17 protein-coding genes and 1 pseudogene are annotated in these 23,254 nt (G+C 74.7%); 10 read left to right on the top strand and 8 right to left on the bottom strand.

The window, feature by feature from the left end; all coding sequences use genetic code 11:
* Positions 1–115: 115 nt before the first annotated feature.
* From BX285_RS27295 to BX285_RS27305, 3 genes and pseudogenes are all read right to left on the bottom strand, one after another.
* The gene (locus BX285_RS27295) at positions 116–784 is read right to left on the bottom strand and encodes an ABC transporter ATP-binding protein (RefSeq protein WP_121178532.1); all 669 of its coding nucleotides are present in this window, start codon (positions 782–784) and stop codon (positions 116–118) included.
* Positions 784–3,885, bottom strand: a pseudogene (locus tag BX285_RS27300) (ATP-binding cassette domain-containing protein); the annotation flags it as partial. The pseudogene BX285_RS27300 and the gene BX285_RS27295, both read right to left, overlap by 1 nt.
* A gap of 65 nt (positions 3,886–3,950) precedes the next feature.
* The gene (locus tag BX285_RS27305) at positions 3,951–4,664 is read right to left on the bottom strand and encodes a hypothetical protein (protein ID WP_310794241.1); all 714 of its coding nucleotides are present in this window, start codon (positions 4,662–4,664) and stop codon (positions 3,951–3,953) included.
* 105 nt (positions 4,665–4,769) lie between these two features.
* On the opposite strand from BX285_RS27305, the gene BX285_RS27310 reads away from it, so the two are divergent.
* Together BX285_RS27310 and BX285_RS27315 are read left to right on the top strand one after the other, a co-directional pair.
* A complete protein-coding gene (locus BX285_RS27310) occupies positions 4,770–5,336 on the top strand; it encodes a hypothetical protein (protein ID WP_121178533.1) in 567 nt (188 codons plus the stop codon).
* A gap of 12 nt (positions 5,337–5,348) precedes the next feature.
* Entirely contained in the window at positions 5,349–6,803 is a 1,455-nt protein-coding gene (locus BX285_RS27315; RefSeq protein ID WP_121178534.1) for an ABC transporter substrate-binding protein, read from the top strand.
* A 19-nt stretch (positions 6,804–6,822) separates the two neighbouring features.
* On the opposite strand, the gene BX285_RS27320 is transcribed toward BX285_RS27315, so the two are convergent.
* From BX285_RS27320 to BX285_RS39325, 4 genes are all read right to left on the bottom strand, one after another.
* The gene (locus BX285_RS27320) at positions 6,823–8,010 is read right to left on the bottom strand and encodes a PP2C family protein-serine/threonine phosphatase (protein ID WP_121179035.1); all 1,188 of its coding nucleotides are present in this window, start codon (positions 8,008–8,010) and stop codon (positions 6,823–6,825) included.
* A gap of 225 nt (positions 8,011–8,235) precedes the next feature.
* Complete coding sequence (locus BX285_RS27325) at positions 8,236–8,658, bottom strand: MarR family winged helix-turn-helix transcriptional regulator (protein WP_097235463.1); 423 nt, start codon at positions 8,656–8,658, stop codon at positions 8,236–8,238.
* Between the two features lie 30 nt (positions 8,659–8,688).
* Entirely contained in the window at positions 8,689–9,981 is a 1,293-nt protein-coding gene (locus BX285_RS27330) for a M48 family metalloprotease (protein ID WP_121178535.1), read from the bottom strand.
* Between the two features lie 69 nt (positions 9,982–10,050).
* The gene (locus BX285_RS39325; protein ID WP_121178536.1) at positions 10,051–10,953 is read right to left on the bottom strand and encodes a universal stress protein; all 903 of its coding nucleotides are present in this window, start codon (positions 10,951–10,953) and stop codon (positions 10,051–10,053) included.
* 252 nt (positions 10,954–11,205) lie between these two features.
* Between BX285_RS39325 and BX285_RS27340 the strand changes: the two genes are divergently transcribed.
* From BX285_RS27340 to BX285_RS27375, 8 genes are all read left to right on the top strand, one after another.
* Positions 11,206–12,360, top strand: a complete 1,155-nt coding sequence (locus tag BX285_RS27340) for a CapA family protein (protein ID WP_121178537.1) — start codon at positions 11,206–11,208, stop codon at positions 12,358–12,360.
* Between the two features lie 183 nt (positions 12,361–12,543).
* On the top strand, positions 12,544–16,110 hold the full coding sequence (locus BX285_RS27345; protein WP_259470809.1) for an NB-ARC domain-containing protein: 3,567 nt from the start codon (positions 12,544–12,546) through the stop codon (positions 16,108–16,110).
* Positions 16,111–16,290: 180 nt separating this feature from the next.
* Positions 16,291–17,073, top strand: a complete 783-nt coding sequence (locus BX285_RS27350) for a 2,3-dihydro-2,3-dihydroxybenzoate dehydrogenase (RefSeq protein WP_259470810.1) — start codon at positions 16,291–16,293, stop codon at positions 17,071–17,073.
* 137 nt (positions 17,074–17,210) lie between these two features.
* On the top strand, positions 17,211–18,413 hold the full coding sequence (gene dhbC, locus BX285_RS27355) for an isochorismate synthase DhbC (protein ID WP_121179036.1): 1,203 nt from the start codon (positions 17,211–17,213) through the stop codon (positions 18,411–18,413).
* Between the two features lie 35 nt (positions 18,414–18,448).
* Complete coding sequence (locus tag BX285_RS27360; RefSeq protein WP_121178539.1) at positions 18,449–20,146, top strand: (2,3-dihydroxybenzoyl)adenylate synthase; 1,698 nt, start codon at positions 18,449–18,451, stop codon at positions 20,144–20,146.
* A gap of 74 nt (positions 20,147–20,220) precedes the next feature.
* Positions 20,221–20,934, top strand: a complete 714-nt coding sequence (locus BX285_RS27365) for an isochorismatase family protein (RefSeq protein WP_121178540.1) — start codon at positions 20,221–20,223, stop codon at positions 20,932–20,934.
* Positions 20,931–21,164, top strand: a complete 234-nt coding sequence (locus tag BX285_RS27370) for a phosphopantetheine-binding protein (protein WP_121178541.1) — start codon at positions 20,931–20,933, stop codon at positions 21,162–21,164. The genes BX285_RS27365 and BX285_RS27370 overlap by 4 nt, the downstream gene beginning before the upstream one ends.
* Entirely contained in the window at positions 21,164–21,985 is an 822-nt protein-coding gene (locus BX285_RS27375) for an AMP-binding protein (RefSeq protein ID WP_121178542.1), read from the top strand. Before BX285_RS27370 ends, BX285_RS27375 begins: the two co-directional genes overlap by 1 nt.
* Positions 21,986–21,991: 6 nt before the next feature.
* Here the strand turns inward: BX285_RS27375 and BX285_RS27380 are convergent, their stop codons facing one another.
* On the bottom strand, positions 21,992–23,176 hold the full coding sequence (locus tag BX285_RS27380; RefSeq protein WP_121178543.1) for an amidohydrolase: 1,185 nt from the start codon (positions 23,174–23,176) through the stop codon (positions 21,992–21,994).
* Between the last annotated feature and the right edge of the window lie 78 nt (positions 23,177–23,254).

Genomic DNA, 23,254 nt, shown 5'->3' on the forward strand with positions numbered 1-23,254 from the left:
CCCGGATTCATCCGGGGGGAGGAGTCACCGTAACGACCGAAACGGAAGGAAAAGGTTAACTGGAAGCAATGGGACGGTAGTCGGGCGGGGGCCGAGAGCCTTCTCGCCTCCCGGGTCACGTCGGCGCGGTCGGCCGGATGGTCATCTCCCCGGGCTCCCCCGAGAAGACCACCTCGCCCCGGTGCAGCACGTGCACCACCGCCGCCCCGGCGAGGGTGGGGGGCAGGGACTGCGCCGAGATCACGACCGTACGGCCGCCGGTGGCGCCGGCCAGCAGGTGGGCGTGCAGCCGGGCGGCGACGGCAGGGGCCAGGCCGCGTTCGGGCTCGTCGAGCAGGAGGAGGGTGGGCTCGGCCACCAGGGCCCGCCCGACGGCGACCAGTTGCTGCTGGCCGCCGGAGAGGGTGCCCGCCCGGCGATTCAGCAGCGCGGTCAACTCGGGGAAAAGTTCGAGTACTTCGTCCCTTCCCGGGCCGCCCAGGCCCAGGTTCTCGGCGACGGTCAGCGACCCGAACACCCCGCGCTCGGCAGGCACCAGCGCCAGCCCGCGCCGTACCCGCTGGTGCACCGACAGCCCGCCGATGTCCCGGCCCCGCCAGGTCGCCCGGCCGCCCGACAGCGGAACGACCCCGGCGAGGGCGTGCAGCGCGCTCGTCCGCCCGGCGCCGTTGCGGCCGAGCAGGACCGTGACGGCGGCGGAGGGGAACGCCAGGTCGACCCCGTGCAGCGCCTCCAACGGGCCGTACCGGACCCGGGCGGCACGCAGCGCGGCCTCGACGGGCATCAGGCCACCCCTCCCCAGGCCCGGGAGACACGGGGGTCGGCGAGGACGTCGGCGGTCGGACCGGCCGCGACCATCCGGCCCTCGGCCATCGCGTACACGGAGTCGGCGAGTTCGGCGACCAGCTCGGCGTCGTGCTCGACCAGCAGCAAGGCCATGCCGCGCTCGGCGAGCCCCCGCAGCACCGACACCAGCCGGGCCGTCTGCGCGGCGTCGAGCCCTGCCGCTGGCTCGTCCAGCAGCAGCACCCGGGGCCCGCCCGCCAACGCCCGCGCCAGCTCCACCAACCGCAGAACGCCGGTGGGCTGCGCCCCGGCAGGCTCGGCGGCGACCTCCTGCAGCCCGAACAACCGCAACGCCCGGGTGGTCCGCTCGGCCGCTGCCCGAGAGTCGGCCCGTCCGGGCCGGACGGCCCGCCTGTTCTGCTGCTCGGCACCCACCCGGACGTTGTCGGCCACCGTGAGGGTCGGGAAGACGGCGATCTGCTGGAACGTCCGCGCCAAACCGAGCCGCACCCGCCGATGCGCGGAGAGCCGGGTGACATCCCGCCCGCCGAGCAGCACCCGCCCCGCATCGGGCCGGGCAGTGCCGGCCAGGCAGTCGAACAACGTGCTCTTGCCTGCCCCGTTGGGCCCGATCAACGCGGTGATCCGCCCCGGCAACGCCACCAGATCCACCCCGCCCACCGCCTCGATCCCCCCGTACCGCCGAACGACCCCCCGAGCGGTCAGCCGCGCAGCGCCATGAGCGTCGCTCATGGCCGCCCGCCTTCCGCCTCGCCCGCCGCCCGGCACACCGGCGCGAGTCCGACGGCAGGCGGGAGGAGCCAGGAGGCGTGATGAACCTTCCTCATGGCCGCCCGCCCCACGCCGAGATCACCTCTCACCCCGGACCCCGACGAGCCGATCGGTGCCGCTGGCACTCCCGATGACATGCGCGGTGCTCATGGCTCTCCCTTCGGTGCCGTCCGGCCGGTCGCCGGCCCCGGGAGCACCCGGTCGCGGAAGGGGCCGCTCGGTTGGGTGATGAGTGCCGCTCATCGCGATTCCGCTTCCTGATGGTCCGCGTGTAGTTGGGCTCGCTGCGCTGCGGTGGGATCCACTCGGATGGGTCATGAGCGGTGCTCATGGTTGCGCCTGCCGGGACGTGATGGTCTCGCGGACGCGGCGGCCTGTCGGAGTGAGGTGGGCAGGGGGTAGGGCGGCGGGTGGGTGGCGTTGGGGGAGGCGGAGGGCGGCGAAGCCGCCGGGGAGGCGGCCGATGGCGGCGGCGAGGACGCCGACGGCGACGGCGGAGACGCCGGCGACGCTGCCGGCGTCGAGGCCGATGAGGAGGGCGGCGGCCAGGACGGCGGCGAGGGCGTTGTCGGCTCCGGCGACGACGACGGCCGCGAACCAGAGCAAGCCGCGTACCGGGTCGAAGGCGGCAGGGTCGAAGGCGCGTCCGGCGAGGCCCATCAGGCCGCCGCCGAGTGCGGCGAGGGCCGCGCCCGTGACGAAGGCGAGGAGTTTCAGGCCGGGGACGTCCACGCCGGCCGCGACCGCGCCGGGTTCGTGGTCCCGCATGGCGGTCAGTGCCCGGCCGAGGCGGCCCCGGTGCAGGCGCCGGACGGCGAGCAGGCCGACGCCGAGGAGCAGGAGTTCGGCGAGGTAGAAGGCGCGGTCGCCGGCCAGGAACGACGGACGGTCGAGGACGAGCCCGGTGGTGGCGTACGGCTGCTGGAAGACGAAGCGGCTCATCGCCGTTCCGACCGCGAAGGTGACCAGGGCGAGGGCGAGCCCGCGTCGGCGGATCGCGGGCCAACCGGTGAGCAGTCCGAGCGGGGCGGTGACGAGGACGGCGATCAGCAGCGCGGGTACGGCGGGCAGTGGCGGGATGCCGGGGATGCGGCCGGACATCAGGAGCGCGGTCCCGAGTGCGCCGAGTCCCGCGTACCCGGCCTGGCCGAGCGAGATCTGCCCGCCGTAGCCGGTGACCACGACGATGGACAGCAGCACGAGCGCGAGCGCCGGGACGAGCAGGGCACTGCGCAGGTCGTTGCCCCGGAAGCCGAGCGGCAGCAGGAGCAGTACCAGGCAGACGGCCCCCGCCAGGCGTCCGCGCCCGGCTCCCGTACCGCGCCCGGCTCCCGTACCGTGCCCGCCTCCCGTACCGTGCCCGCCACGGTCGCCGACCCGGCCCGTGCGGACGGGCAGCGGGGCGGTCTCGTCCCGCTCGCCGGTGATGCGCGGCCCGGCGAGGAGCGCGGTGGCGAGCAGGGCGACCACGAACAGGTTGGACTGCACGGCCTCGACCAGTGGCAGCAGTTGCCCGGACGGGCGCAGCCGGGTGAGCTCCGCCTGGGCGATGCCGAGGCCGAGCCCGGTGGCGATGGCAACCGGGATGCTGCGCAGCCGGGCGGCGACCGCGACGGCCATGGTCTCCATCACCAGGAGCGGAAGTCCGTACGGGTCGAGCAGCAGGTACGGGGCGAGGGCGATGCCGACGAGTCCGGCGGTGAAAGTGCCGAAGGCCCAGCCGATGGCGGAGACCCGGTCGGCGTCGACGCCGGCGAGGACAGCGAGGCGGCGGTCGTCGACGACGGCCCGCAGCCGGAGGCCGAAGCGGGTCCACCGGGTGACGACGAGGACGGTGACGCCGAGGACGAGGATCGCGGCGAGCTGGGCGACGGTGTCGGGGCGCAGGCTGTGTCCGCCGGGCAGCCGGATCGGGGCGCCGCCGAGCGGGGAGGGGGCGCCGGCCAGTGGCGCCGCGCCCCAGAGCAGGACGACGACGCCGATGAGCAGGACGAACACGCCGAGCCCGGCGACCGTGGTCTCGGCCGGTCCGGCGCCGCGCCGCTGCAGTGGCCGGTAGACGAGGACGTCGAGCAGTGCGCCGAGGGCGGGGGCGACGACGAGCAGGCAGCAGGCGACGGCGGGCCAGACCGGCCAGTGCCGCACCACGACGAGGTCGCGCAGCAGGTAGGCGACGGCCATGGCCTGGGCGCCTTGGGCGATGTTGAGTACCCCGGTGGCGCGGTGGCAGACGACCAGGCCGATGCCGCTGAGCGCGGCGGCGCTGCCGACGGTGAGTCCGGCGAGGGCGAGGTCGACGGTGAGGCTGAGCGAGCCGGGGGCGCCGGGGGAGCCTGAGGAGCCGAGGGAGGCTGCGGTGAGGAGGAGGGAGTTCATGGCTGCTCAGCCGCTCGGCGGGGGGCCGGTTCGCCCGGACGGGTGGCGGGGTCGGGGTCGGGACCGGGACCGGGACCGGCGTCGGCGGCGGGTGGGGAGCAGAGCGGGCAGGGCGTCAGGCCCCGGGCGCGGACGGCGTCCGAGTCGACCGGTTCGGCCCGAGCCTTGCCGATGACCAGCGGGCAGTCCGGTCGGTGGTAGCGGATGCCCCCGGGGACGGCCAGCCACAGTCCGGCGCCCAGACCGGGCGGGCCGGGTGAATCGGGAGGATCAGGCCCGAGGCCGGCTCCGGTGTCCGGCCCAGGGCCCGGGTCCGTATCCGGTTCGACCAGCAGGTCGTACAGGCGCTCCACCCGGCGGTCGGTCAGGTCCTCGTGCTCCGGCGGAGAGGGCGGTCGCAGGGCGAACAGGACGGTTCCGGACACGATCAGCGCCGCGCCCGGGATGGTGGACGACGCCAGGTACGGGATCTGCTGCTCGACGAAGCGCTCTCCGGAGACCCCGTACCAGCCGAGCACGCACAGCACGGCCCCGGCCGCCAGGAGGAGCCAGCCCGCCCACTCCCGCGCACCCCGAAACGGGCCGCCCCGGAACGGGCCGCCCCGGAACGAGCCGCCCCGGGCGAACCGGCCCCGGAACGCGCCGCCCCGGAAGGAGGAACCCTTCGGGGCGTTACGGGTGATTTCTCCGCCGGATTGCGATTCGTCCATGGATCCGCCTTCATGGTGTCACTTGTGACGTTTCCAGGATCAGCCTGGAACAGCATCCGGGACACCGAGCGACCGGCCCGGGCGGCGCAGTCGAGAGGGAACACCATGCACGTGACGCGAAGCGGCACCCGCACGGGCGGCGGCCGGGCCCTGCGGACGGCGAGTGCGCTGCTCGTCCTGACGCTGGCGGGCACGGTGGCCGCGTGCAGCAGCAGCAAGTCCGGCTCCTCGGCCTCCTCCCCGGCGAGCGCGAGCGCCAGCGCCACCCCGAGCGCCGGCGCCACCCCGACCGGCACCGCCCCCGCCGACCCGGCCGCCGCGAAGGCGGAGATCACCACCAACTGGGAGAAGTTCTTCGACCCCAACACCCCCATCCCGGACAAGGCGAAGCTGCTCCAGGGCGGCGACACGCTGCTCCCGGTGCTGCAGGGCTTCTCGCAGGACCCGCGGGTCGGCCAGGTGCAGGCGAAGGTGAGTGACGTCGCGTTCACCGACGCCTCCGACGCGGCCGTCACCTACTCGCTCTCCCTCCAGGGCACCGTGGTCGAGCCGAGCGCGTCCGGCCAGGCCGTCCTGGAGAACGGCACCTGGAAGGTGTCCCGTTCGACCCTGTGCGGCCTGCTGACCCAGGCCGGCGGCGCCAGCGGCACCCCGATCCCCGGCTGCAGCTGACCGGTGCGGCCGATGGCCCCACCGCGGCACCGGGCCGCCGACGCGTTCGCGTGCCGGCGGCCCGGTCGCGTCCCGGCGGCGGCCCTGGCCCTGCTGCTGACCTCCCTGCCGGTCCTTGCGACGCTCTCGCTCTCCGGCTGCGGCACTCGCCTGCCCGGGGCCGCCTTCTCCGCCCGCTCGTCCCCACCCGCCGCCCCGACCGGCAGTGCCGGCCCCGGTGCCACCGGCAGCGGGACCACCAACCCCGCCTCCGACACCGGCGTCACCGCCACCGAGATCCGGATCGGCGTCGTCACCTCCCTCACCAGCCCGGTCGGCAGCGAGGTGTTCAGCGGCCCGCGGTACGGGGCCCAGGCGTTCTTCCAGGCCCTCAACGACCGCGGCGGCCTGCACGGTCGCACCGTCCACCTGGTGACCTGCGACGACGGCGGCAGCGGTGTCGGCAACCAGGACTGCGTGCACCGGCTGGTCGACCAGGCGCACGTCTTCGCCTTCGTCAGCGGCAGCGTCCTGGACTACGCGGGTGCCTCGTACGTGAGCGGCAAGGCGGTGCCGGACATCGGCGGCCAGCCGATCGGCACGGCGTACGACCGGTGGCCGCACCTGTACGGGATCTACGGCAGCTCTGCGCCGCGCGACGGGCGGGCGGTCGGCTGGAACGGGACGCTCTACCAGAGCACCGAGGTGTTCCGTTTCTTCAAGCAGCACCTGGGCGCGGGCAGCGCCGCCGTGGTGGCGTACAACCAGGCCGACTCGGCCCGCTACGCCGGTCAGCTGAAGGCCGGACTGGAGGCCGAGGGCTACCGGGTGCTGCTCCAGACGGTGGACTTCGCGCTGCCGAACTTCCAGGCCGTGGCCGCGGCCGTGCACGCCGACGGCTCGCAGCTGCTGTTCGACGCCATGGACACCCGGGGCAACGCGGCGCTGTGCCGGGCGCTGGACGAGGCCGGGGTGACGGTGGCGGCGAAGGTCACCAACGTGCAGAACTGGTCGGAGTCGGTGCGCACCGACTACGCCTCCTCGCCGAACTGCCGCAACGCGCTCTGGGCGACCTCGTCGAGCCTGAACTACGAGGACCAGCAGTACCCGGCGGTGCGCGACTTCCGGACCGCGATGGCCCGCTACTACCCGGACCGGGCCGGGCAGTTGTCCGCCTGGGAGCTGGAGGGCTGGGCGGGGGCGCAGTGGCTGGCGGACGCGCTGGACTCCTGCGGCGCCGCGCCGACCCGGTCCTGCGTCGAGGCCTTCATGAACCGTGCCGAGCCCTACGACGCGCACGGGCTGATCCTGCCCGCCTCCTTCGTCCCGCAGCCGCCGCCCGCCGGCCCGACCCGCGCCTGCCTGAACGCCGCCCGCTGGCAGGACTCGGCCCCGGGTGCCCAGGGCGGGCAGGGTGGCTGGGTCACGCAGGTGCCCTCGATGACGGCGAACTGCTTCGACGTGCCGCAGCTGCCGTACAAGCCGTAGGGCGCCGGCGAGCACCGGTTCAGGAACGGCGGCTCCCGGACGGTCCGTCGTCCGGGAGCCGTTCGACCACGACCATGGCCGCGTCGTCGTCCAGCCGGCCGCCGACGTGGGCGAGCAGGTCGCGGCGGAGACGGTGGAGCAGGGCGGTGGGGCGGTCGGCGCGCCAGGCGGTGACGCGTTCGATGAGCGGGTAGAAGCGCCGCTGGGCGTCCCGGGCCTCGATCACGCCGTCGGTGTAGATGAGCAGCCGGTCGCCGGGGCGGAACGGGAAGGTCTCCACCTCGTACCGCACCGGGGCGAGCTCGCCGAGCCCCAGCGGTGGGGCGGGCCGGTGGGCGGCGAGGGTGCTGACGCCCTCGGGGCGCAGCAGCAGCGGGGGCGGGTGGCCGCAGTCGATCAGGCGGACCGGCGAGCCGTCGTCGGGGATGTCGAGCAGGACGGCGGTGATGAAGGACTCGCCGGCCTCACCGCTCTCGTCGGGGAAGTCTCCGGCGGGTGGGCGGGGCCGGGCACGCCGCGGCTGCCCGGACGGCCGGGAAAGCCTTGCCTGCCGGGCCTCTCGTGCCTGCCGTGCCTGCCGGGACTGTTCGGCGAGCTGGGCGAGGTCCCAGCTGACGCTGCCGTCCAGGTAGGCGGCCAGGTCGGGCAGCTCGGCGTGCAGGTGGGCGGCGGCGCGGAAGGCGCCGAGCAGCAGGGCGGCGTCTCCGAGCGAGGACAGGCCCTTGCCGCGCACGTCGCCGACCAGCAGCCGGGTACCGGTGGCGGTGCGGGCGGCCGCGTACAGGTCGCCGCCGACCTGCGCCTCGGCCTCGGCGGCCAGGTAGACGGAGGCCAGGTGCAGCGGCCCGATCAGCTCCGGCAGCGGGCGCAGCAGGACCCGCTGGGCGGCCTCGGACACCGACCGGACCCGGGCCAGTTCGCGTTCGTGCCGCTGGCGCAGCACCCGCAGGCCGACGATCAGTGCGGAGACGGCGAGCTGCGCGCCGAGCTGGGTCTGGTGGTTGGCGGTGGTGAGGCCGTCCCGGGTGAGGCCGATGACGGTCAGCGCGGCGAGCGCGAGCAGGGCGACCCCGGCGGTGGCCCGCGGGCCGGCGAAGGAGGCGGTCAGGGCGGGGGCGACGATCAGCAGCGGACCGAGGTGGATGTCCGGCGGGGACAGGATGTCGACGACGGTGATCGCCGCGATCAGCGCGAGCGTGAGCACCATCAGCACCCGGCGGTCGGGACGCCGGGCGCGGCGGGGGCCGGGGGAGTGCGGCGCGTGTTGCGGGCGCGGCGCACGGGGACGCTGCCGGAGGGGCACCTCTCCTCTGTACACCGTGGGGGCGCCGGGGCGCACCCCGAGGACTCGGCGGGCGGCCCCGGTTCGGTGTTCCGCCCGTTCGGCGCTTCTCCCGTTCGGCCGTCCTCGCCGGTTCGGCCGTCTCGCGGTTCAGCCTTCTTCGCCGTAGCGGGCCAGGTAGGCGGCGAAGCGGGCGACGTCCTCGTCGGACCAGTCGGTGAAGCGCTCGGTGAAGGCCAGCCGGCGCTGCTCGTTGGCGTCCCGCAGCAGGGCCAGTCCGGCCTCGGTGGCGCGCAGGATCTGGCCGCGCTGGTCGTCCGGGTCGGCCTCGCGGGCCAGCAGGCCGAGCTTCTCCAGGGCGGTGACCTGGCGGCTGACGGTGGACTTGTCGAGCATGAAGTGCGCGGCCACGTCGGCGGCCCGGCAGCCGCCGCGCTCGGTGAGCAGGTCGAGGATGCTGTAGGTGACCAGGGACAGGTCGGGGTGCAGCTGGGAGGCCTTGTGCCGGGCTCGGCGGGCGAAGGCGGTCAGTTCGCGCTGGATGGTGTCGATGGACGACTGGCGGCCGGGCACGGCGTTCCTATCTCTCCGAGATTTGTTGCACTATACAACGGATTTGCCGGGGCGGGTCGCGCGGCGCTCCGGCGCCCGTCCGGCCCCCGGAGCCTGCGCGGACCGGGCGGCCTGCCAGGCGCGGGCGGCGGCGATCCGGCGGGTCGCACTCGGGTGAGTGGCGAACAGTAGCTCAAGCACCCTCGGCGGGTCGACATCGGAGACGTTCGCCAGTGCCAGTCTGCGCTGCATCGCCACGAACTGCTCGACGTCCCCGGTCAGTTCGAGTGCGTGCCGGTCCGCCCTGGCCTCGATCCGGCGGCTCACCGCGCACTGCGCCGGCCCCGACAGCGCGCCCAGCAGCGCGCCGAGCGCCGCCAGCAGCGGCAGCGCCCGGGGATCCGCCGCGTCCGTCGCCCCGGCGGCGTCCAGCAGCGGCCGCCAGGCGGCCAGCAGCCCGAGCACGGCCACCGCCACGGCCGCCCCGACCGCGCCCAGCGCGGTGCCGACCGGCACGTCCCGGTGCTTGACGTGGCCCAGCTCGTGCGCGACCACCAGCTCCACCTCGCGCGGCTCGGCGGTGGTCAGCAGCGTGTCGTACGCGACGATCCGGCGCGTCGCGCCCAGCCCGGAGACGTACGCGTTGAGCGCGGTGGTGCGGCGCGAGGCGTCCGCCACCAGGACGTCCCGCACCCGGACGCCGTCCCGCTCGGCCAGCGCCAGCAGCGCGCTGCGCAGCTCGCCCGGCGGCATCGGGGCGAAGCGGTTGAACACCGGCTCGACCAGCAGGGGGTAGAGGAAGGAGAGGGCGGCCGTCAGCAGAGCCGCCGCACCCGACGCCGGCAGCCACCAGCGCTGCGGCGACCAGGCGGTCAGCGCGAACAGCCCGAGGACGAGCGGCAGCACCAGGCCCAGGGTCAGCACGAGGCCGCGCAGCGCGTCCAGCGCCCAGCCGGCCCACCCCTGGGTCACCAGCCCGTACCGGGTTCGGACGGCCCGCACCCGGGCGCCGAACGGCAACTGCAGCGCCTGCCCGAGAACCAGCAGGGCCGCCGCGCCGGCCAGGACGGTGGCGGTCCGGGAGCCGCCGAACCAGCGGCCGGTGGCGGTGACCAGCGCGGCGCCGACGGGGGTGAAACCGAGCAGAACGGTCAGCGCCAGGCCCGCCAGCCGGGCGCCCAGCACCCACGGCAGCTGCTCCCGGCGCAGCGCCCGGCCCCGGGCGCGCTCGGCGGCGGTGAAGCCGGGGGTGGCGTCCGGGGTCGGGGCGGCATCCGAGTCAGGCCCGACGTCGGGGACGGGGCCGGGGTCCTGGGCGGGCTGGGGGCCGGGGGTGGTGTCCATGGGCGGGATGCGGCTCCTCCGGTCGGGACGGCGTCGCGGTTCAGCATGGCGTACCCGGCCCGGCGCTGCTCACTCGTCCGTACGGTCGGTGGCGTCGTGCATGCCGGCGCGCAGCAGCTGGTGGCCGAGGTCCACCAGGGCGCGGCCGACCGCGAACTCGTCGCCGACCTGCGGGGCCGGGGTGTCGCGGGGGTTGCGGCGGGAACGGGCGTCGCTGTGCAGCACGGTGCCGTCGGCGTCCAGGACGGCGTGCACCCGGGTGGTGTCCCGGTCCTCGACCACGTGCAGGCTGAGCTGCCAGTCCTTGGTGCGGACCACCGGTTCGGCCGCGCCGGCTGCCCCGGCCGCCTTCGCAGCGTCGTCCGCCGCAGCCGTGGCCGGCGAAGCCGTGGGCCGGTGCGGTGCGGTGGCCGTCCCGTCGGAGCGGACGATCACCACCGGGCAACTCCCGTGCACCGCGCAGCGGGCGCTGACCGAGCCCAGCAGCGTCCGGGCGAAGGTGCCCCGGCCGCGGCTGCCCAGCACCAGCAGGTCCGCGTCCTCGGCGGCCTCCAGCAGCACGTCGGCGGCGTGGCCGAGCACCAGGCTCTCCCGGACCTCCACCGGGCGCTCCGGGCCCAGGACCTCGTTGATCTCGGCGCTCAGCGTGCGGCGGGCGGTCTGCTCGAAGCCGTCGTCCACCATCGGCGCGAACCAGCCGTACAGCGACGGGTACTCCCAGGCCGCCACCGCGTGCACCGCCGCCCCGGTCAGGACGGCCTGTCCGACCGCCCAGCGCAGGGCGGCCTTCGAGGGCGCGGAGCCGTCGATGCCGACCACGATCCGGCGCTCCGGGCCGGGGGAGCGCCGGGCGCCCTCCGGGCTGCCGGCCGGTTCGGCGGTCGGAATGCCACCCGGGGCGTCTGCCGACCCGCTGGCCGCGTTCGACCCGCTGCCCGCGTTCGACCCGCTGCCCGCATTGCTGCTGCCCATCACGTCACACCTCCGGACCCCGGCACGGGACGGGTTCCCCACGGGTTCCCCGTACCACCACGCTGCGCGCGCTCCCGGCCGCCGCGCCAGGGACACGGCGGCCGGGTCGGGCGGGGCGATTGGGACGGGTGGGCCAGGGGAGGGGCCGCCGGTGCCGTTCCGTGTCCGGAATGTTGCGGGTCCGGGCCCGAAGTGTGGTGATCCGGTGGCGTAGGCTGACCGTTCTTGCACTGTCCTCGGGGGGAACCACTCATGCGCCGTGCCGCGGCCACCGTCGCCCTGCTCGTCGGACTGACTGCCGTCACCGCCTGCGGCCCCGACGACCCCGATCCGGCCCCGGCCGGCGCCGCGCCCGCCCCGATCCCGGCGCCGACCTCCGCCGCCGCCACCCCGGGCACCCCCTCCACCGGCACGGCCCCGAGCAAGAAGGCCGCTCCCCGGCCCGACGGCACCGTCACCGTCGCCTTCGCCGGTGACGTCCACTTCGAGGGCCGCACCGAGGCCCGGCTGGCCGTCCAGCCGCCCGAGCCGGCCCTCGGCCCGATCTCCGCCACCCTCGCCGACGCCGACCTCTCCGTCCTCAACCTGGAGACCGCGATCACCGGGCGCGGCGCCCCCGAGCCCAAGCTGTACACCTTCCGCACCGCGCCCAAGGCGCTCTCGGTGCTCAAGGACTCGGGCGTCGACGTCGTCTCGATGGCCAACAACCACGCGGTCGACTTCGGCGCCGACGGCCTCACCGACACCCTCGCCGCCAAGGACTCCTCGCCGATCCCGGTCGTCGGCGTCGGGCGCAACGCCAAGGAGGCGTACGCCCCGTACGTCACCACCGTGCGCGGGGTGAAGGTCGCCGTGGTCGCCGCCAGCCAGGTCGAGGACCTCACCAACCAGAAGTGGCGGGCGGGCGCGAACAAGCCGGGCATCGCCTCGGCGCTGGACGTCCCGGCGCTGGTCAAGGCGGTGGAGACGGCGAAGCAGCAGGCCCCGGTCGTCCTCGTCTACCTGCACTGGGGCGAGGAGGGCAAGGCCTGCCCGACCGCCGCACAGACCACCATCGCCAAGAAGCTCGCCACCGCCGGCGCGACCGCCGTGGTCGGCACGCACGCGCACACCATGGTCGGCTCGGGCATGCTCGGCAACACCTACGTCGGCTACGGCTTCGGCAACTTCCTCTGGTACGGCACCTCCGACTACCCGAACTCCAACGACACCGGCGTCACCACCCTCACCCTCACCGCCGACGGCAAGGTCACCGGCGAGGCCTTCGCCCCGGCCGCCATCGACGACAAGGGCATCCCGGAGCCCGTCACCGGCGCCACCGCCGAGGCCGCCCTCAAGCGCCGCGACGGCCTGCGTGGCTGCGCAGGCCTCTCCCCGGCACCGAAGGCCCCCGCCGCCACGCCGTGACCCTGCCGTCCCGGGATCCGGCCCCACGGTTGGGCAGTTGGGCGCTCGGCCGGGCGGACAGCCGGCGGCCTCGACCGACACTGTCCCCGCTGCGGCTCGGGGCGACTGTCGGTGAGACCTGCCATGCTGTGCGTGACCTGAAGGGGGCGGTGGTACATGGGCGGGACCGATACAGCGCGCGGCATGGGGTTCCAGACGGCGTGCGCCCTGTTGCAGTTGATCCGCGTTCCGGAGCAGTACCCGGAGGCCGACACCTTCCGGGTGGAAGGGGCGGACGAGGCGATCGACTTCGAGGTCCGTGACGCCGAGGGCCGGCCGCTGTTGCTCGCCCAGGCCAAGACGCGGGTCGAGCCGGGCACGTGGTCGGGCGGGGAACTGCTCAGGCTCGCCCGCCGGTGGGGAGCGGCGGACCCCGACGGGTCGGCGGTGCTGCGGTTCCTCTCGGACGCGCCGGTGCACTCCTCCGGGAAGGCCCTGCGGGAGGTCGCGGAACGGGCCCGCGCCGTACCGGATCCGGCGCGGTGGCTGGCGGAGTGCCGGGGCCTGGTGCCGTCCTCGGTCACCCTCGTGCCCGAGGACCACGCGCTGCTCCGACGGCTGGAGATCCTGACCCGGACCGGCCCGTGGGAGCAGATCCTCGACCAGGCACGGCTGGAACTGCTGCGGCTGTCCGCCGTTCCGCTGGCGGCGGCCGAGGTCGACAGCACCGTCGAGGCTCTGTTCGTGAAGCTGTTCCAGTACTCCGGGGACCACCGCCTCGACCGGCGCACGATCCGGCTGGACGAGCTCCCCTGGCTCGTCCGGGGGCGCCGGGCCGCGCCCCGAGCCGGGGCCGGCGGGGCGGCGGCTGGGGGACGCGCGCTGTTCCGTGACGTCCCCTCGGCCGCGGGCGTGCGCGGCCGTGAGCGGGAACTCGCCGCGTTGGAAGGGAAGTTCGGGAAGTCCGGGTCGTCCGGGGTGTCCGGGGAACTCGGGCCGTTCGGGCAGGACTTCGACGACGGAGCGGTTCGGGTCGTGATGTCCGGGCTCGGCGGCATCGGCAAGTCGAGCATCGCGCGGCTGTACGCCCACCGCTCCCGGAACGCCTACGAGTTCGTCTGGTGGATCCCCTCCGACACCCGGGAGGACGTCCTCGCCGCCTACCGCCGGATGCTCGCCGAGGACGAGCAGGAGACCGGCTCGGCCGACGAGACGGAGATCGTCGCCCGGATCGGCCTACGACTGGCGCACCTGGGCTCCAGGGTCCTGCTCGTCTACGACAACGTCGCCGGTCGGGAGCAGTTGAACGGCCTGCTGCCGGACTGCGACGGCGCGCACGTGCTGATCACCACCCGGGACTCGGCCTGGGCGGCCGCCGAGGGCGGGCTGGTGGTGGAGCGGATGGCCGCCGCCGAGGCCGCGGCCTGGGCCGGGGAGCGGCTGCAGGCGGCGACCGGAACCGAGGTCGCCGCGCTGGTCGACGCGGTGGAGGGCATCCCGCTCGCGATCGCCCAGGCCACCGGCTACATCGCGGCGACCCAGTGCCCGGTCGACGTCTACCTCGCGGAACTCGCCCGGTTCAGGGCCCGGTTGCTCGACGAACCGGGTTTCGTCCCGCTGGACTACCGCCACGGCGTGACGCTGACGGCGGCCGTCGCCCTGAGCGTCCGGAAGGTGCTCGCCCAGGCACTGAGTTCGCCCGAGGCGTCGGGGCGCCACCTCGCGGGCGAGGTGCTGGCCCGCTGTGCACTGCTCGCTCCGGACTTCATCCCGCTCCACCTCGCGACCCTGGACCTGCCGGGCGGATCGGCCGTCTACGGCGCGGTGGCCGAGCTGCGCAGGTTCTCGCTGGTGGACCCTCGGGACGGCGTGCTGGCGATCCACCGCATCGTCCAGGAGATCGTCCGGGCCCTGCTGGACGGCGAGGCGGTGGACATGATGCTGCACCGGTTCCAGCGGAAACTGGTGACGGGGCTGCGGGACTGCCAGAAGCACGAGTCGTGGTCCGAGGCCGCCGCGCTGATCGAGCACGCCGTCCACGTGGCGCGCCAGGTGCGGAGCAGCGGCTTCGCGGACAGCGACACCGTCGCGGTGCTCAGCAATGTCGCAGGGGCGATCATGAACGTGCACGGCGACCTGGTGCGCAGCGAGGGGCTGCTGCGCGAGGCGCTGGAGGTGATCGAGCAGGCGGACGAGGGCGTGGTGGACGACCCCGTCTACCGGCGGGCCGCGACGACCGCCGCCCTGGCCCAGTGCTTCCTGAACCAGACCCGGTTCGAGGAGGCCGCCGACGCGGCGCGGACCGGCTGGCAGTTGCTGGAGGGCGTGGGCACGCTCGATGCGGACGGCGTGGAGCACCTGCTGCTGGCGTACGCGGCCGACATGCGCGCAGCCGTGGCGCTGGACCGCTTCTCCGGCGTCGCCCTGGCCAACGTTCGGATCGAGGACGCGCTGAGGCGGCTGGACGTGTCGGCGGAGGCGGTCCTGCGGGTCCGGTTGGAACAGGCGCAGGTGCTGATCTGGATCCAGAACTGGGAGGACGCGGCCCTGGTCATCGAGCGGGCCAAGGAGGACGCTCCGCGGGAGGCTGCGGCGAGCGTGCAGTTGCAGTTCCTGGAGGCCATCGTCCGTGCATCCACGGGCCGGCTGGAGGAAGCGCTCGCCGTGACCGCCAGGATCCCGGAGCCGGCCGAACGGGTGGCGGTCACCGTCCTGCGCCACCACACCGACCAGATGGTCGAGTCGGCCCACGCCCTGATGGTCGGGAGTCAGGCCAGGCACGACGCGGGGCAGCCGGTCGAGGCGTGGATCCTGCAGGCGGCGGAGTCGGTGATCGACCGGGCCGAGGCCCTGCTGAAGGCGCACACCGACGCCGGGCCCGATGCACTGGCGCCCATCGTCCACCGGCGAGCGATCCTCGCCCTGACCCGGCACCTGGTGGGGCACGCGGAGGGCCCGGCGGAGTGCGGGGTCCTGATGCGGGAGAGCCTGGAGCTGTTCGAGGCCGCCGGCCAGGGAAATGTGCCGCTGGCGCTCACCGCACGCCGCTACCTGGAGATCGAGGCGCAGGGCTTCGTGGACGATCCCGGCGAGGACGGCGCTTGCGGCGGGCCGCGGCTCGTCCCGCCGCCCCCGTCGGGCGTCGGCGGGCCGCACCGGATGTCCGACTTCGCGTGGCGCGACGCCGTGGCGCTCGCCCGGGTGGCGCCGGCGGACGCACACCGGCTCTACGGCCTGCTCGGGGCCACCGCCTACCACCTGGGCGGGCAGGAGGCACCCTCGTCCCTCTTCCTCGCCTCGGCGTTCGCTGCGGCGCTGCGCTCCCTGGGGGAGAAGAGCCGGCTGGTGCCCGTGACGGTGCGCGTGCTGCGGGCCGACGGCGAGGCGCTGGACCTGCCCGAGTGGCAGCTGCCGCCGGTGGCCACCGGGGACGGAGAGCTGGTCGGCCAGGTGGCCGTCTGGTGCGAGGGGTTCGGGCGGTTGGTGGATCCGGGGCTGTTGCTCGGTCAGAGCTGGTTCGGCCCGGGTGCGGTGGAGCGAGCGGTCTTCGAGGCGCCCGCCGTGTTTCCTGCTCCCGCACTGGATTCGCTGCTCGGCTTCAGCCCGGCGTCACGCCGTGAGGGACATCTGCTGGCGTACGAGCTCCATCTGGGGTGGGACGCGTTGCTCGCCGCCGCGACCGAACGCCTCGACCAGGCAGCGGTCGACGCGTTCGCACAGGTGCTGGTCGCTTCGGCGGAGTTGCTTGCCGATGGCGGCTCGTCCAGCTGAGGTGCGTCCGCCGGTCTGAAGCACTGAAGTGAGGACGAGTCCGCGGCCGCCCATCCCGTTCACGGGGTGGGCGGCTGTTGCGTTTTCGGGGGCGAGTCGGCTTCGCACGAGCTCTCGGCGTGGACGAACAATTGTGTTAGGTTAGGCTAGCCTAATCTTGCTGGTCGGAGAGGATGTCCTGTGCAGCAGCAGTCCGAATTCGCCGGTGCCGTCGCGATGGTGACCGGTGCCGGGCAGGGCATCGGTGCCGCCGTGGTCCGGGCGCTGGTGGCGGAGGGGGCCGTCGTCGCGGCGGTGGACCGCAAGGCCGAGGCGCTGGAGGCGCTGGCGGCGGAGGTGCCGGGCGTCAAGCCGTACGTGCTGGATGTCGCCGATGCGCAAGCAGTCGACACGACAGTCGAGTTGATCGAACGTCAACTCGGCCACATCGCCACGCTCGTGAACGTCGCAGGAATCCTGCGCACGGCCCCGGTCGTCGAACTCACCGACGGCGACTGGGCGGACACCTTCGCCGTCAACACCACCGGCGTCTTCCACACCGGCCGCGCCGTCGGACGGCGGATGGCGGACCGGGGGCGCGGGGCCATCGTCACCGTTGGCTCCAATGCGGCCGGGGTGCCGCGGGCCGGGATGGCCGCCTATGCGGCGTCCAAGGCGGCGGCCACCATGTTCACCCGCTGTCTGGGCCTGGAACTCGCCCGGTCCGGCGTGCGGTGCAACGTGGTGTCGCCCGGGTCGACCGACACCGAGATGCAGCGAGCGCTGTGGGGCGAGGACGCCGAGGCGTCCGAACGGAGGGTGATCGAGGGCGACTTGGCGGCCTGGCGGGTCGGCATCCCGCTCGGGCGGATCGCCGCCCCCGCCGACATCGCGGATGCGGTGGTGTTCCTGGCCTCCGACCGGGCGCGGCACATCACCATGCACGACCTGTACGTCGACGGCGGCGCGACCTTGCGTGCCTGAGCCGTCCCCCTACGTCGGCTTCCTGAGCCGTCCTCCTGCGTCGGCCTGCTGTCCGCTACGCCTGCATCCCGCGCCTCCGTCAGCTCCCCGGCTCCCCCGTAGACCCGTCCCAGACTGGAGAATCCACCGTGACCACGGTGCACCATGCCCCGGCGGCCCTCGCCGCCGACGGACCCGACCAAGCCGTCATCGGCGCGGCCAGCGGACTGCTCGGCCAGTACCGGTCCGCCCCCGGCGAGGCCTTCCTCGCCTCGCCGACCCGGACCCTGCTCACCTCCGGCGTGCACGCCCGGGTGCCGCAGGACGCGCGGCCGCTGCCCGTGCGGGTCGCCGAGACGCTGGCTGCGGCGGGCCGCTCCGGGATCGAACGGCCGCTGGTGGTGGGAGCGGTGGCCTTCGACCGGGAGAGCCGGGTCGAACTCGCCGTGCCCGAGCGGGTGCGTTCCGCCGGGGCGCTGCGCGACGATCCGTTGATCGCGCTGCCCGCGCCGCCGGCCGAGCAGGTCGACTGGCGGATCCGCCCGGTGCCGGAGCCGCAGGTCTACGGTGCGGGCGTCGCAGCGGCCGTGGAGCGGCTGCGCGGCGGGGAGTTGAGCAAGGTGGTACTAGCCCGGACGCTGGAGCTGAGCGCCGCCGAACCGTTCGACCTGCCGGCCATCCTGCAGCGGCTGGCCCGCCGGGATCCGGGCGGCTACACCTTCGCCGTTCCGGCCGGCGGCGGCCGGACGCTGGTCGGCGCCAGCCCCGAACTCCTGGTCTCCCGGCGGGGGACGGCCGTGCTGGCCAACCCGCTGGCCGGCTCGGTGCCGCGCAGCGCGGACCTCGGCGAGGACGTCCGGCGGGCCGCCGCGCTGCTGGAGTCCCCCAAGGACCTGCACGAGCACGCCGTCGTGGTGGACGCGATCCGCGAGGCGCTGGCCCCGTACTGCCGCACCCTGGAGGTGCCCGAACGGCCCACCCTGGTACGGACGGCCGCGATGTGGCACCTGGCCACCACGGTCAGCGGCGAACTGGCCGATCCGTCGCTCTCCGCCCTGGAACTGGCCTGCGCGCTGCACCCGACCCCGGCGGTCTGCGGCACGCCGACCGACGTCGCGCGCGAGGTGATCGGCGAGGTCGAGCCCTTCGACCGCGGCCTGTACACCGGCATGGTCGGCTGGGGCGACGCGGCCGGCGACGGCGAGTGGGTGGTCACCATCCGCTGCGCGGAGGCGGACGAGCGGACCCTGCGGGTGTACGCCGGCGCGGGGGTGGTGGACCGTTCCGACCCGGCAGCCGAACTCGCCGAGACCAGCGCCAAGTTCCGCACCTTCCTGGACGCCGCGGGGGTGTCCCGGTGACGACGGCGACCAAGGCGACGATGACGGAGGCGACGATGACGGAGGCGACGGTGACGGACGGATTCACCCCGTACCCCGCCGAATTCGCCGAGCGCTACCGGGCCGCCGGGTACTGGCGCGGCGAGACCTTCGGGCGGATGCTGCGCGAGCGCGCCGCCGCGCACGGCGAACGGATCGCCGTCGTCGACCCGGGCGGCCACTCGGTGGCGGCGGGGGAGCGGCGCTGGACGTACGCCGAACTCGACCGCAGGGCCGACCGGATGGCTGCCGGGCTGCGTGCCCGGGGGATCCGCGCCGGAGACCGTGTCGTGGTCCAACTGCCCAACGCCGCCGAGTTCTTCGAGGTGGTCTTCGCGCTGTTCCGGATCGGCGCGCTGCCGGTCTTCGCGCTGCCCGCGCACCGGTACACCGAGATCGGGTACTTCTGCTCCTTCACGGGCGCGGCGGCGTACGTCGTGCCGGCCGTCGAAGGCGGCTTCGACTACCGCGAACTCGCTGCCCGGGTGCGGGCGGAGAGCCCCGGTCTGCGACTGGTCCTGGTGGCCGGGGAGGACCCGGGGGAACACGTACGGCTGGCGGACGTGCCCTGCGACGGGCCGGGGCCGGAGGCTCAAACCGATCCGGAGCCGGAGGGTGAGACCGATCCGGGGCCGGGGGACGTCGCGTTCCTGCAGCTGTCCGGCGGCAGCACCGGTGTGCCGAAGCTGATCCCGCGCACCCACGACGACTACATCTACTCGCTGCGCGGATCCGTCGAGCTGTGCGGGTTGGACGCGGACAGCGTGTACCTGTGCGTGCTGCCCGCGGCCCACAACTTCCCGCTCAGCTCCCCGGGTTCACTCGGCACCCTGTACGCCGGCGGCCGGGTGGTGCTCTGCCCGCAGCCCAGCCCGGAGACGGCCTTCCCGCTGATCGAGCGCGAGGGCGTGACCATCACCGGCCTGGTGCCGCCGCTGGCGCTGCTCTGGCTGGACGCCGCCGAGCGCGGGGTCCGGGGGTACGAGAGCCTGGAGGTGCTGCTGGTCGGTGGCGCCAAGTTCAGTACGGAGGCGGCCCGCAGGGTGCGTCCGGTGCTGGGCTGCACCCTGCAGCAGGTGTTCGGGATGGCCGAGGGGCTGGTCAACTACACCCGGCTGGACGACCCGGAGGAGCTGATCACCACCACCCAGGGCCGGCCGATCTCCCCGGACGACGAGGTCCGGGTGGTCGACGACCAGGACCGGGACCTGCCGGACGGCGCGACCGGCCACCTGCTGACCCGCGGCCCGTACACCATCCGCGGCTACTGGAACGCACCCGAGCACAACGCGAACTCCTTCACCGCGGACGGCTTCTACCGCACCGGGGATCTCGTCCGGCGCACCCCGACCGGCCACCTGGTGGTCGAGGGCCGGGCCAAGGACCAGATCAACCGGGGCGGCGAGAAGGTCGCCGCCGAGGAGATCGAGAACCACCTGCTCGCGCACCCCGCGGTGCACGACGCGGCGGTGGTGTCGATGCCCGACCCGTACCTCGGCGAACGAACCTGCGCGTACGTCGTGCTCCGCCCCGAGCACCGCGAACAGCCGCCGAAGAGCGTCGAGTTGAAGCGCTTCGTGCGCGGACGCGGGCTGGCCGACTACAAGGTGCCGGACCGGGTCGAGTTCGTCGAGGCCTTCCCGGCCACCGGCATCGGGAAGGTCAGCAAGAAGGACCTGCGCGCGGCCGTCGCGGCCTCGCTGAACGTCGGTTGATTCCCGGCTGGTTGTCATCCAGCAGCCGTCCAGTCGCTGTCCAGTTGTCGTCTAGTCACTAAGGAACGACCACCGTGGGCCTGCCTCGCATCCCCTCCTACCCCATGCCCGCCGTCGACGAGCTGCCCGCCAACCGGGTCGCCTGGACGGTGGATCCGGCGCGCGCCGTCCTGCTCGTGCACGACCTGCAGAACCACTTCCTGGACGCCTTCGACACCGAGGCCGCTCCGGTTCCCGAACTCCTCCGCAACGTCGCGGCGTTGACGAAGTCCGCCGGTGCCCACGGCATCCCGGTCGTCTACTCGGCGCAGCCGGGCGGCCAGAGCCCGGCCGAACGCGGACTGCAGCAGGACTTCTGGGGGCCGGGCATCCCGGACGACCCCCATGCCACCGCGATCGCCGACGCCGTCGCCCCGGCGCCGGGCGACACCGTGCTCACCAAGTGGAAGTACAGCGCCTTCGTGCGCACCGAGTTGGAGCAGCTGCTGCGCGAGCAGGGCCGGGACCAGCTGGTGATCACCGGCGTGTACGCCCACATCGGGGTGCAGGCCACCGCCTGCGACGCCTGGATGCGGGACGTCCAGGCCTTCGTGGTGGCCGACGCGGTCGCCGACTTCGGCCCGGCGGAGCACCGGAGCGCACTGGCCTGGGTGGCCGGGCGCTGCGGGGTGGTCGGGATGACGGAGGCCGTGCTCGGGATGCTCGACGGGGCCGGCAGGGCAGACGGGGCCGACCGGGCCGACTGGGCCGACCGGGCCGACAATGCGGACGAGGTGGACGGGAAGTGACGGGCGTGGGCTTCACGGTGGAGCGGATCCGGGCCGAGGTCGCCGACCTGCTCGGCGAGGACCCGGCGGACATCCCGCTGGACGAGAACCTGGTCGACTGGGGGCTGGACTCCATCCGGCTGATGTCGCTCGCCGAGCGGTGGCGGGCGGAGGGCGCCGAGGTGGCGTTCGTGCAGCTCGCGCAGCGCCCGGCGATCGAGGCCTGGGCCGAGTTGTTGGGTGCGGCCTGATGGAGGCGGTCGTACGGGAGGCCGTGCGGGGCTCGGCGTGGGACTCGGCGTGGGACGCGGTGCGGGCGGAGGCGCTGAACGCGGGGCCTGCGCTGCCCCGCCGCTGCGTGACGTATCCGGCGACGACCGTGGTGGGGCCGGTCGAGGCGCAGGCGGCGCGGACGCCGGACGCGCCGGCAGTGGTGCTCGCGGGCGGGGAGACCGTCAGCTACCGGGAACTCAACGCCTCGGCCAACCGGCTGGCGCGTGCGCTGGCCGCCCGTGGGGCCCGCCCCGGCGCGGTGGTGGGCCTCGCGGCCGCCGGTCGTCCGGCCGGGCTGCTGACGGCGCTGCTGGCGGTGGTGAAGTCGGGCGCGGCGTACCTGCCGTTGGACCCGGCGGACACCCCCGGGCGACGGGAGCGGCTGCTCGCGGAGAACGCGCCGGTGTGCGTGCTGGGCGAGGGGGTGCCGGGGGCGCTCTCCGGGCTGGAGACGGGCGGCGAACTGCCCACCGACCCGCCACGGGCGCTCACCCCGCAGCACCTGCTGAGCGTCGGGTACGGCCCGGGCGGGCGCCCGACGGCCGTCCGGCTCACCCATGCCGAGGCGGACCGCCGGGTGCGCGAACTCCAGGCGGCCCACCCGTTGGGCCCGGGCGACCGGGTCCTGCAACTGGGGCTGCCGCTCTGGGAGTTCCTCTGGCCGTTGCGGACGGGCGCCGCCGTGGTGCTCGCCGACCCGCAGCGGGAGGGGGAGGCCGGTGCGCTGGTGCGGGAGCTGGGCGTGACGGCGGTGCGGGTGGCGCCGGCGGACGGTCTGCCTGGGACGACCTTCAGCTGACGGATGTCAGCTGTTACCCGCCGCCAGGTCCGCCGCCGTCCACGCCATCGCCACCGCGCCGTCCAGCACCGCCCGTTCCGCCTCCGGGCCCAGCGCCGCCTCGGCGAAGGCCGCCTCGTGCGGGGCGCAGGCGCCGCCGGTGATGTCCAGGACCGGATGGATCGAGGGCACCGCGTGCGACACGTTCCCCATGTCCGTACAGGCGAACGGCCCGCTCTCCACCGGCTCCGGCCGGCCGAGCGCCGCCGCGTTGGCCCGCCACAGGGCCAGCAGTGCGGGGTCGGAGCGCATGTCCAGGTAGTCCGGCTCGGGCCGGGACAGTTCGACCTCGCACCCGGTGGCGAGCGCCCCGGCGCGGAAGCAGTCCTCGACCCGTGCGCGCAGTTCCGAGAGGTCCTCGGCCGCCGAGGCCCGGATCTCGTACTCGGCGCTCGCGCTGTCCGGGATCAGGTTCGGCGCCGTCCCGGCCCCGGTCGTGATGCCGTGCACCCGCCACTGCGGCGGGAGTTGCTGGCGCAGCAGGCCGATTGCGACCTGGGCGACGGTGAGCGCGTCGGCGGCGTTGCGGCCGTCGTGCGGATTGAGGCTCGGGTGGGCGGCGCGCCCGGTGTAGCGGACGGACAGCGTGCCCAGCGCGAAGGAGCGGAAGTCGGCGACCTCGACCGGGCAGGGGTGGACCATCATTGCCGCGGCCGCCCCGTCGAAGGCCCCCGCCTCCAGCAGCAGCGCCTTGCCTGCCCCGCGTTCCTCGGCCGGTGCGCCGATCACCCGTACGGTGAGCCCGAGTCGGTCGGCGTACGGGGCGAGCCCGACTGCTGCGCCGAGGCCGGCGGCGGCGATCAGGTTGTGCCCGCAGGCGTGTCCGAGACCGGGCAGGGCGTCGTACTCGCAGACGAGTGCGACGGTAGTCGGCCCGCTGCCGAGGGTCGCGCTGAACGCGGTGGCCAGGCCGTGGGCGGGTGCGGTGACGGAGTAGCCGTGGTCGCGCAGCAGTTCTGCGCACCAGGCGGCCGCGCGGTGCTCCTCGAAGGCGGTCTCGGGGTGGGCGTGGATGCGGCGGCTGAGCGCGAGCAGCTCCGCCCGGTGGGCGTGCACGCGGTCGTGGACGGCCTGCTTGGTCGCGGACGGGGCATTGGCGGACGGGGCATTGGTCGAGGTCGAGGTCGAGGTCGAGGTCGCGGACAGGGGCATGGGTGCGCCTCCGGGGCGTCGGGGTCGGCGTCAGGGCCCGCTCCGTCCGGGGCCGTTGACCAGATCATCATGAAGTTA

It is taken from the genome of Streptomyces sp. 1114.5 (assembly GCF_003635085.1).
Classification (GTDB): domain Bacteria; phylum Actinomycetota; class Actinomycetes; order Streptomycetales; family Streptomycetaceae; genus Kitasatospora.

What these genes read in the sequence shown, in the direction of transcription:
- BX285_RS27360 (WP_121178539.1), top strand. Translation starts at nt 18,449, where the DNA reads ATGACGGAGGCGACGGTGACGGACGGATTCACCCCGTACCCCGCCGAA.
- BX285_RS39325 (WP_121178536.1), bottom strand. Translation starts at nt 10,953, where the DNA reads ATGGGCAGCAGCAATGCGGGCAGCGGGTCGAACGCGGGCAGCGGGTCG.
- BX285_RS27295 (WP_121178532.1), bottom strand. Translation starts at nt 784, where the DNA reads ATGCCCGTCGAGGCCGCGCTGCGTGCCGCCCGGGTCCGGTACGGCCCG.
- BX285_RS27330 (WP_121178535.1), bottom strand. Translation starts at nt 9,981, where the DNA reads ATGGACACCACCCCCGGCCCCCAGCCCGCCCAGGACCCCGGCCCCGTC.
- BX285_RS27320 (WP_121179035.1), bottom strand. Translation starts at nt 8,010, where the DNA reads ATGGTGCTCACGCTCGCGCTGATCGCGGCGATCACCGTCGTCGACATC.
- BX285_RS27305 (WP_310794241.1), bottom strand. Translation starts at nt 4,664, where the DNA reads ATGGACGAATCGCAATCCGGCGGAGAAATCACCCGTAACGCCCCGAAG.
- BX285_RS27345 (WP_259470809.1), top strand. Translation starts at nt 12,544, where the DNA reads ATGGGGTTCCAGACGGCGTGCGCCCTGTTGCAGTTGATCCGCGTTCCG.
- BX285_RS27340 (WP_121178537.1), top strand. Translation starts at nt 11,206, where the DNA reads ATGCGCCGTGCCGCGGCCACCGTCGCCCTGCTCGTCGGACTGACTGCC.
- BX285_RS27375 (WP_121178542.1), top strand. Translation starts at nt 21,164, where the DNA reads ATGGAGGCGGTCGTACGGGAGGCCGTGCGGGGCTCGGCGTGGGACTCG.
- BX285_RS27315 (WP_121178534.1), top strand. Translation starts at nt 5,349, where the DNA reads ATGGCCCCACCGCGGCACCGGGCCGCCGACGCGTTCGCGTGCCGGCGG.
- BX285_RS27380 (WP_121178543.1), bottom strand. Translation starts at nt 23,176, where the DNA reads ATGCCCCTGTCCGCGACCTCGACCTCGACCTCGACCTCGACCAATGCC.
- BX285_RS27310 (WP_121178533.1), top strand. Translation starts at nt 4,770, where the DNA reads ATGCACGTGACGCGAAGCGGCACCCGCACGGGCGGCGGCCGGGCCCTG.